Raw genomic sequence first — 6583 nt, 5'->3', positions numbered from 1 at the left:
ACAGCATCGCCCGCAGCAGCTTCTCCGGTGGGATCGACGGCCGCCCAATCGGCGAATAGAGCGCGGCAAACTCGCGCTCCAGCACCGCCAGCGCTTCGTTCACGATTGTCCGGATCGCTCGCAGCGGATGATCACGCCGCACCCGCGCCTCCAGATCAACGTAGCTAAACAGCTCTCCTGTTCGATTGTCGCCGCCGCGCACGCACCATCTCCGAATCGCATCGGAGGCCAATGAATCATGGTCGCCGGTCGGCGGCGAGCGCCTTTTTCAACAGCCTGCTAGATGAGCCTGCACAAATGGATTTGACGCCATCTTGCGCACCATATCTTGCGTGAGTGCGCCCGCAACTGATAACCCAAGATAAACGTCTGCGTCGCTCATAACGTCGCTAAGATGTCGGGCGTCCGCTTTCTGCGCAAATTGCGCGCGCCACGGATCAATCGAGCTTAAGCGGTCTTCGACTACGAGACCTTTGCTGTCGGAAACATAAATGTTTTCCTTTTTGGCGCCGAGCAATAAGAGCATCTGAAGGCACAGTTTTTAAGAGCTGCGGCAACTACAATACCGGTTCCATGCTGGTCATCGTGAAAGACGGGAATATCTAAACGGCTGGACAATGCTTGCTCAATCGTAAAGCAATCCGGCGCCTTTGAATCCTCGAGGTTGATTCCTCCAAAACTCGGGGACCGCGATGCGACGATTTCGACAAACCGCTCGGGATCTGCCTCGTCAACTTCGAGATCAGTGGAATCAACCTGTCCAAACTGCTTAAATAAGACAGCCTTTCCTTCCATAACAGGCTTTAGAAACGAAACCATGAACATCAATAAATCCGCCCCCCCTCCGCTTGCGCCCGAGCCGATCGACCAATTCCGCAAGATCGTCGGCGAGCGCCACGCGATCACCGATGCGACCGACATCGAGGCTTACGTCACCGAGGAGCGCAATTTGTTCCACGGCCGTTCGCCGCTGGTGCTGCGCCCGGGCTCGACAGCGGAAGTCTCGGAGATCTGCAAGCTCGCCTCCGCGCACAGAATCGCGCTGGTGCCACAGGGCGGCAACACCGGGCTCGTCGGCGGCCAGACGCCGCATAATGGCGAGGTGGTGGTGTCGCTGCGCCGGCTCGACAAGATCCGCGAGGTCGACACGGCGTCCAACACCATGATCTGCGAGGCCGGCGTGGTGCTGCAGATCGCGCAGCAGAAGGCTGCGGACGTCGACCGGCTGTTTCCGCTCTCGCTCGGCGCCGAGGGAAGCTGCACCATCGGCGGCAATCTCTCGACCAATGCCGGCGGAACCGCCGCGCTCGCCTACGGCGTCGCGCGCGAGATGGCGCTGGGGCTCGAGGTGGTGCTGGCCGACGGGCGCGTGCTCAACGTGCTGTCGAAGCTGAAGAAGGACAACACCGGCTACAATCTGCACAACCTCTTCATCGGCGCCGAAGGCACGCTCGGCATCATCACCGCGGCGACGCTGAAACTGTCTCCGAAGCCGCGGGCGATAGAGACTGCGTTCGTTGGGCTGAAGTCGCCGGCGGCGGCCTTGAAACTGCTCACGATCGCGCAAAGCGAGGCTGCGAACGCGCTGACGAGCTTCGAACTGCTGTCCGAGATGGCAGTCGACTTCTCGGTCCGCCACGGCATCGACGTGCGCGATCCGCTTGCGCAGAAGCATCCCTGTTACGTGCTGATGGAATTGTCCTCCCCCGGCGACGGTGCCCGCACGCCGCTCGAGACGATCCTTGGCCGCGCCATGGAAGAGGAAATCGTCGACGACGCCGTAATCGCGGCCAACCTCTCCCAGCGCAATGGCTTCTGGAAACTGCGCGAGGAGATGTCGTCAGCGCAGAAGTCGGAGGGCGGCTCGATCAAGCACGACATCTCCGTCCCCGTCGCCACCGTGCCCGCCTTCATCGCAGAGGCCAATGAAGCAGTGGTAAAGCTGATCCCCGGCGCGCGGCCGGTGTCGTTCGGCCATCTCGGCGACGGCAATCTACATTACAATGTCAGCCAGCCGATCGGCGCCAACACCGCGGACTATCTGGCGCGCTGGCATGAGATGAACGCGGTGGTGTTCGAGATAGTACTGCGCATGAGCGGTTCGATCTCGGCCGAGCACGGCATCGGCGTGCTCAAGCGCGACGAGCTGCCCGCTGTGAAGGACAAGACCGCGATCGAGCTGATGCGTGCGATCAAGGCGATGCTCGATCCGCACGGTATCATGAACCCCGGGAAAGTACTGTGAAGCCACCTCTCCGCTGCCCCGCTCGCGATCACAGCGATAGCTGACGCCAACATGGAGCCCGTCGTCGCGCGCTTGGAGCGTAGCTACACTATTCAGATGATACCACGCACTCAAGATTCTGTCGGAATTCTCAATCTAGAACGGGGTTAGCTGCCGTGGCCGCTCCGGTGCGCGTGCCCGTCGTTGTGTCAAGTCTGCTTGTGCTGCCTGCGCTATTACTCCGGGGCAGATGGGCGGGTTACAAGCCGAAAGCGATTTCGGGTGAGCATGCGGAGTGGTTGTTGCAGCGGGTCAGGAGCGACGATTTCGCGCTGCGTGGTCTTGTGGCTGAACTTGCAGGCCATGGGCTGAAGGTTGATGACCATTCGGTGTGGGATGTCGTTCATGCCGAAAAGCTCAGCTTCAAAAAAGCGTGGCGGCTAGCGAACGCGATGGTCGCGAGGTCGCGCGGCGGCGAGCCCAATGGACCAAAGTATCAAGCTTGCGTCGAAGCTGAGCGGCTGGTCTTCATCGGCGAGACCTGGACCGGGACCGACATGCCTCCCTCGTGGGGATGGGCGCCGCGCGGGCACTTCCGCCCAAGATTCCCCACAGCTGCTGGAAGGCCTTGACCTTCCTGGCCGCCCTGCGCCATGACCGGACCGATGCGCCATGGTTCATCGAGGACCGATCCATAGCGTGAGCTTTCGGACCTATGTCGAGAAGGTTCTCCTGCCCATCCTTCAGCCCGGCGATATCGTCGTCTTGGACAACCTCGGCAGCCAACAGAGCACGTCAGCTTATCCGTTCGGTCAGCGCCAAGCTCTTCGTCCTGCCAAAATCACGCGCCCGACCTGAGCCCGATCGAACAGGTCTTTGCCAAGCTTAAGCGCCTGCTCAGCTGCCGCGCGAACCGTCGATGCGGTCTCCGCCGCAATCGGCCAGGCACTTGATGCCTTCACCCCCTGATGAATGCGCCAACCTCAAATATTCGGGATATCGAACCTAATGCCATCAGGCTTTAGGCCGTCGCTCAGGCATTGGACCGATTTCTCGACGCTTACGAGCCGCCGTTCTGCAAGCATGCTTTAGGCTGGTGGAGGTACTAGATTTCCACTGTGGTGCTAACACGATCACAGCCGGTACAAGGCCAGAAGTCTCTTCTTTTGTCAAAACGCACCACCTGCTGGACGGAAATCTGAAAAAGATAGGCCGCAAATAAATGGCCGGGGAAGCCTTGTCTGACGCAAAGCGTCAAAGACCCCCTTATACGCTCAGAAGCAAAAGATGCGAGCAAGTTTTGCACGATTCCAGCGAGGTGCGCGGTGGTATTGCAGCTTTTCAGCTTCACCTGCGTGACAAAATACGGGACCGGTTAACAATCTTCTTTCTTCGGACCGAGGAGAACTTTGGATGGGTCACGACGGCAACAACCGCGCCAAAGTGAGATCTTTCGTTGAATCGCGCCTTCACCGCAGCGCGACTACAGCTCAGTGGCGCGCCACGACCGCTCAATCCGCTTACGACGCCGGTGCGTGATGACTAGACAGATCCGAGGCTGCCAGAAGATTTGATCGCGAGATATGAACAGCTGCGGGCTTCATCGCCATGCATAGCGACCAGTTCTGACGATTTCAGGGCGTGGAGAACGTTGTCTTGGGATACCGACAGGTTCGACAGCCGTCGGTGCAAGAAGCAAAAGGGAAATTACAAGATGACCGCTGCCATCTTTCGTGCTGTAAAGGGTACTAGGTGCCGAGTTATCGCGAAATCTGTCGAGGCACCGACGATCGAGTATCCTTGAAACGGCCGCCAGAATTGTCGAAGGTCGTCGCGATGACTTCGCAAAAACTATCGTGCTTGAGGCAGGAAAGACGATTGTACAAGCGCGAAAGGAAGTGCTCCGCTGCGTCAATACACTGAAGCTTTCGGCAGAAGAGGCGAAGCGAAATGCGGGGGAGGTCGTGCCTTTTGACGCATATGCGGGCTCGGAAAAGCGCCAAGGCTGGTTCACGCGAGAGCCACTCGGGATAATCGCAGCTATCACACCCTATAATGATCCTCTTAATCTTGTGGCTCACAAGCTTGGCCCGGCGATTGCCGGCGGTAACGCCGCGTTGCTGAAGCCCTCAAAACTCACTCCGCTTTCCGCAATTCAACTCGTCGATGCACTTGTCGAAGCTGGGCTCCCGGAAGCTGTAGTGACCGCCGTCATCGGCGACCGCCAACTCAATTCAGCCCTAGTTTCTGCGCGCGAGGTTCGTATGGTTTCCTTTACCGGCGGCTTCGCTGCTGGCGAAGCAATTAGCCGTGTGGCAGGACTCAAGAAGCTCGCGATGGAATTGGGTGGCAACGCGCCGGTCATCGTGATGAACGATTGCGACTTCGATCAAGCTGTAGAAGGCTGCGTGTCCGGTGCTTTCTGGGCTGCGGGTCAAAATTGCATCGGCGCCCAACGCATTCTTGTGCAGGCAGGGCTCTATGACCGCTTTCGCAGCGCTTTTGTGAAAGCGACCAGTAAGCTCAAGGTCGGTGATCCGTTACATGAAGATACAGACGTCGGTCCGATGATATCGAAACGGGCGGCGGAACGAACTGAAGCGGCGGTCGACGAAGCCATCGCGGCAGGTGCGAGGTTGCTATGTGGCCATCAGCGAGACGGATCTCTTTATTGGCCTACAGTGCTTGAGGGAACGCCTGTGACATGCCGGCTCTGGCAAGAAGAAGTTTTTGCTCCAGTGGTAATGCTCGCGCAATTTGAGACACTCGATCAAGCAATTGCGATGGCGAACGCTCCCGAGTACAGCTTGCACGCCGGCATATTTACCAACAACCTAGCCGATGCACTTGACGCGGCGAGCCGGATTGATGCTGGCGGAGTAATAATTAACGACTCTTCTGACTACCGTTTCGACGCAATGCCATTCGGCGGTTTTAAGTTTGGCAGCATGGGAAGGGAAGGAGTCCGTTTCGCGTACGAAGAGATGACGCAACCGAAGGTAGTTTGCATTAATCGGAAGTAACATTTCAAAAGGGATTGCAGCGAAACTGAATCACATTGCGCTACATGGTAAGAGAGGTAGGTCGAATGAAACAGGAACTTCGCTTTGAACGATCTGAATTCACGCATCGTCTCGATGCTGTGAAAAAGGAGATGAAAGCGCGTTCTCTTGACGTCTTGCTGTTGTCCGAGCCTTCCAACGCCAACTATCTCACTGGATACGATGCTTATTCCTTCTACGTTCCGCAGATGGTGGTGGTTGCTCTGAATCACAATGAGCCTGTATGGATCGGACGAGGCCAGGACGGAATTTCCGCTTCGATGACAACGTATTTGTCAAAGAACAACATTCGGCCATTTCCCGATGTCTTCGTTCAATCTGCGCTGAGCCCCTATGATTTTGTTGCAGAGATTGTCAAAGAAATTTGCGGTGAACGTGTCCGCATCGGCGTCGAGATGGGAGGGTATTATTATTCCGCCCGCGCTCATGCTGATTTATTGAAAGCTCTGCCGCGGGCTTCGTTCACAGACGCCGATCTTTTAGTAAACTGGATTAGACTGGTGAAGAGCCCCGCTGAGATTGCACTAATGCGCGAAGCTGGTCAGATCGCAGACGCGATGATGTACCGCGCTATTGAAATAGCAGCGCCTGGCGTCCGGGAATGCGACGTCGCAGCAGCAGTTTACCATCAGATGATGGCTGGAACACCAGCGTTCGGCGGTAGCTATACGTGTTCTCCAATTTATCTGTGCGTTGGCGAGAAAGCAATCGCTCCCCATGCAGCTTGGTCCGATGACCCCCTCGAAGAGAGAACCGTCGTCAATCTGGAGCTTTTCGGGAATCGCCACCGCTATCAAGTCAATTTGGCGCGTACGATTTGCATTGGTTCTCCTAGCCAGAAGTATCAGAAGCTCGCGGACGTTGTAGTGGAATCGTTGGAGGCTGGTCTTGATGCTGTGATCCCGGGTAAGACTGCCGAGCAGGTTCACGCCGCATTCGCCAGGAATCTCGCCAAACATGGTTACGAGAAGGATTCTCGCTTGGGTTATTCGCTTGGTCTGGGATATCCGCCTGCAGTTGGTGAAAAGACGGTCAGCCTTCGGAAAGGTGACCAAACCGTTTTGCGGCCTGGCATGTGTTTCCACATGATGTCTGGTCTTTGGCTTGAGAATGAGGGAATTACGATCACGCAGCCATTCGTTGTAACTGAAACTGGTTATGAGGCCCTAACGAAGATCCCGCGCCAGCTATTCATCAAGTAAATTGTCGTCCGTTAAGAAGCCGGATTGAGCGCGGCTTGACGAGGAATGTCAGGCCATAGCGGCCCGAGTAGCACGCACAAGTGTTCTCTGAGCCA

The 6583-nt window shown here is 57.0% G+C and carries 5 protein-coding genes and 2 pseudogenes; 4 read left to right on the top strand and 3 right to left on the bottom strand.

Annotated features, from left to right (window positions below; translation table 11 throughout):
- From E4K65_RS46430 to E4K65_RS49385, 3 genes are all read right to left on the bottom strand, one after another.
- The coding region (locus E4K65_RS46430) for a transposase (RefSeq protein WP_488226134.1) at positions 1-202 on the bottom strand (202 nt) is incomplete at its 3' end.
- Positions 203-268: 66 nt separating this feature from the next.
- Positions 269-526 (bottom strand): malic enzyme-like NAD(P)-binding protein, encoded by a 258-nt coding sequence (locus E4K65_RS49390; RefSeq protein WP_235886067.1) that lies wholly within the window; start codon positions 524-526, stop codon positions 269-271.
- Positions 463-825 (bottom strand): hypothetical protein, encoded by a 363-nt coding sequence (locus E4K65_RS49385; protein ID WP_235886068.1) that lies wholly within the window; start codon positions 823-825, stop codon positions 463-465. The genes E4K65_RS49390 and E4K65_RS49385 overlap by 64 nt, the downstream gene beginning before the upstream one ends.
- Here E4K65_RS49385 and E4K65_RS46420 point away from each other — a divergent pair.
- From E4K65_RS46420 to E4K65_RS46405, 4 genes and pseudogenes are all read left to right on the top strand, one after another.
- On the top strand, positions 818-2245 hold the full coding sequence (locus E4K65_RS46420) for an FAD-binding oxidoreductase (protein WP_135179729.1): 1428 nt from the start codon (positions 818-820) through the stop codon (positions 2243-2245). The two genes, E4K65_RS49385 and E4K65_RS46420, sit on opposite strands and share 8 nt — an antisense overlap.
- A 139-nt stretch (positions 2246-2384) precedes the next feature.
- Positions 2385-3233, top strand: a pseudogene (locus E4K65_RS50200) (IS630 family transposase); the annotation flags it as partial.
- Positions 3234-3975: 742 nt separating this feature from the next.
- A pseudogene (locus E4K65_RS46410) lies at positions 3976-5247 on the top strand (aldehyde dehydrogenase family protein); the annotation flags it as partial.
- Between the two features lie 65 nt (positions 5248-5312).
- The gene (locus tag E4K65_RS46405) at positions 5313-6488 is read left to right on the top strand and encodes a M24 family metallopeptidase (RefSeq protein ID WP_135179726.1); all 1176 of its coding nucleotides are present in this window, start codon (positions 5313-5315) and stop codon (positions 6486-6488) included.
- Positions 6489-6583: the final 95 nt, after the last annotated feature.

The organism is Bradyrhizobium niftali, assembly GCF_004571025.1.
Lineage (GTDB): Bacteria > Pseudomonadota > Alphaproteobacteria > Rhizobiales > Xanthobacteraceae > Bradyrhizobium > Bradyrhizobium niftali.
The sequence above is the reverse complement of the archived record's forward strand: the minus strand, read 5'-3'. Positions and strand labels throughout refer to the sequence as shown.

Coding starts and splice junctions, on each gene's coding strand:
- E4K65_RS49390 (WP_235886067.1), bottom strand. CDS start 526: ATGCTCTTATTGCTCGGCGCCAAAAAGGAAAACATTTATGTTTCCGAC.
- E4K65_RS46420 (WP_135179729.1), top strand. CDS start 818: ATGAACATCAATAAATCCGCCCCCCCTCCGCTTGCGCCCGAGCCGATC.
- E4K65_RS49385 (WP_235886068.1), bottom strand. CDS start 825: ATGTTCATGGTTTCGTTTCTAAAGCCTGTTATGGAAGGAAAGGCTGTC.
- E4K65_RS46405 (WP_135179726.1), top strand. CDS start 5,313: ATGAAACAGGAACTTCGCTTTGAACGATCTGAATTCACGCATCGTCTC.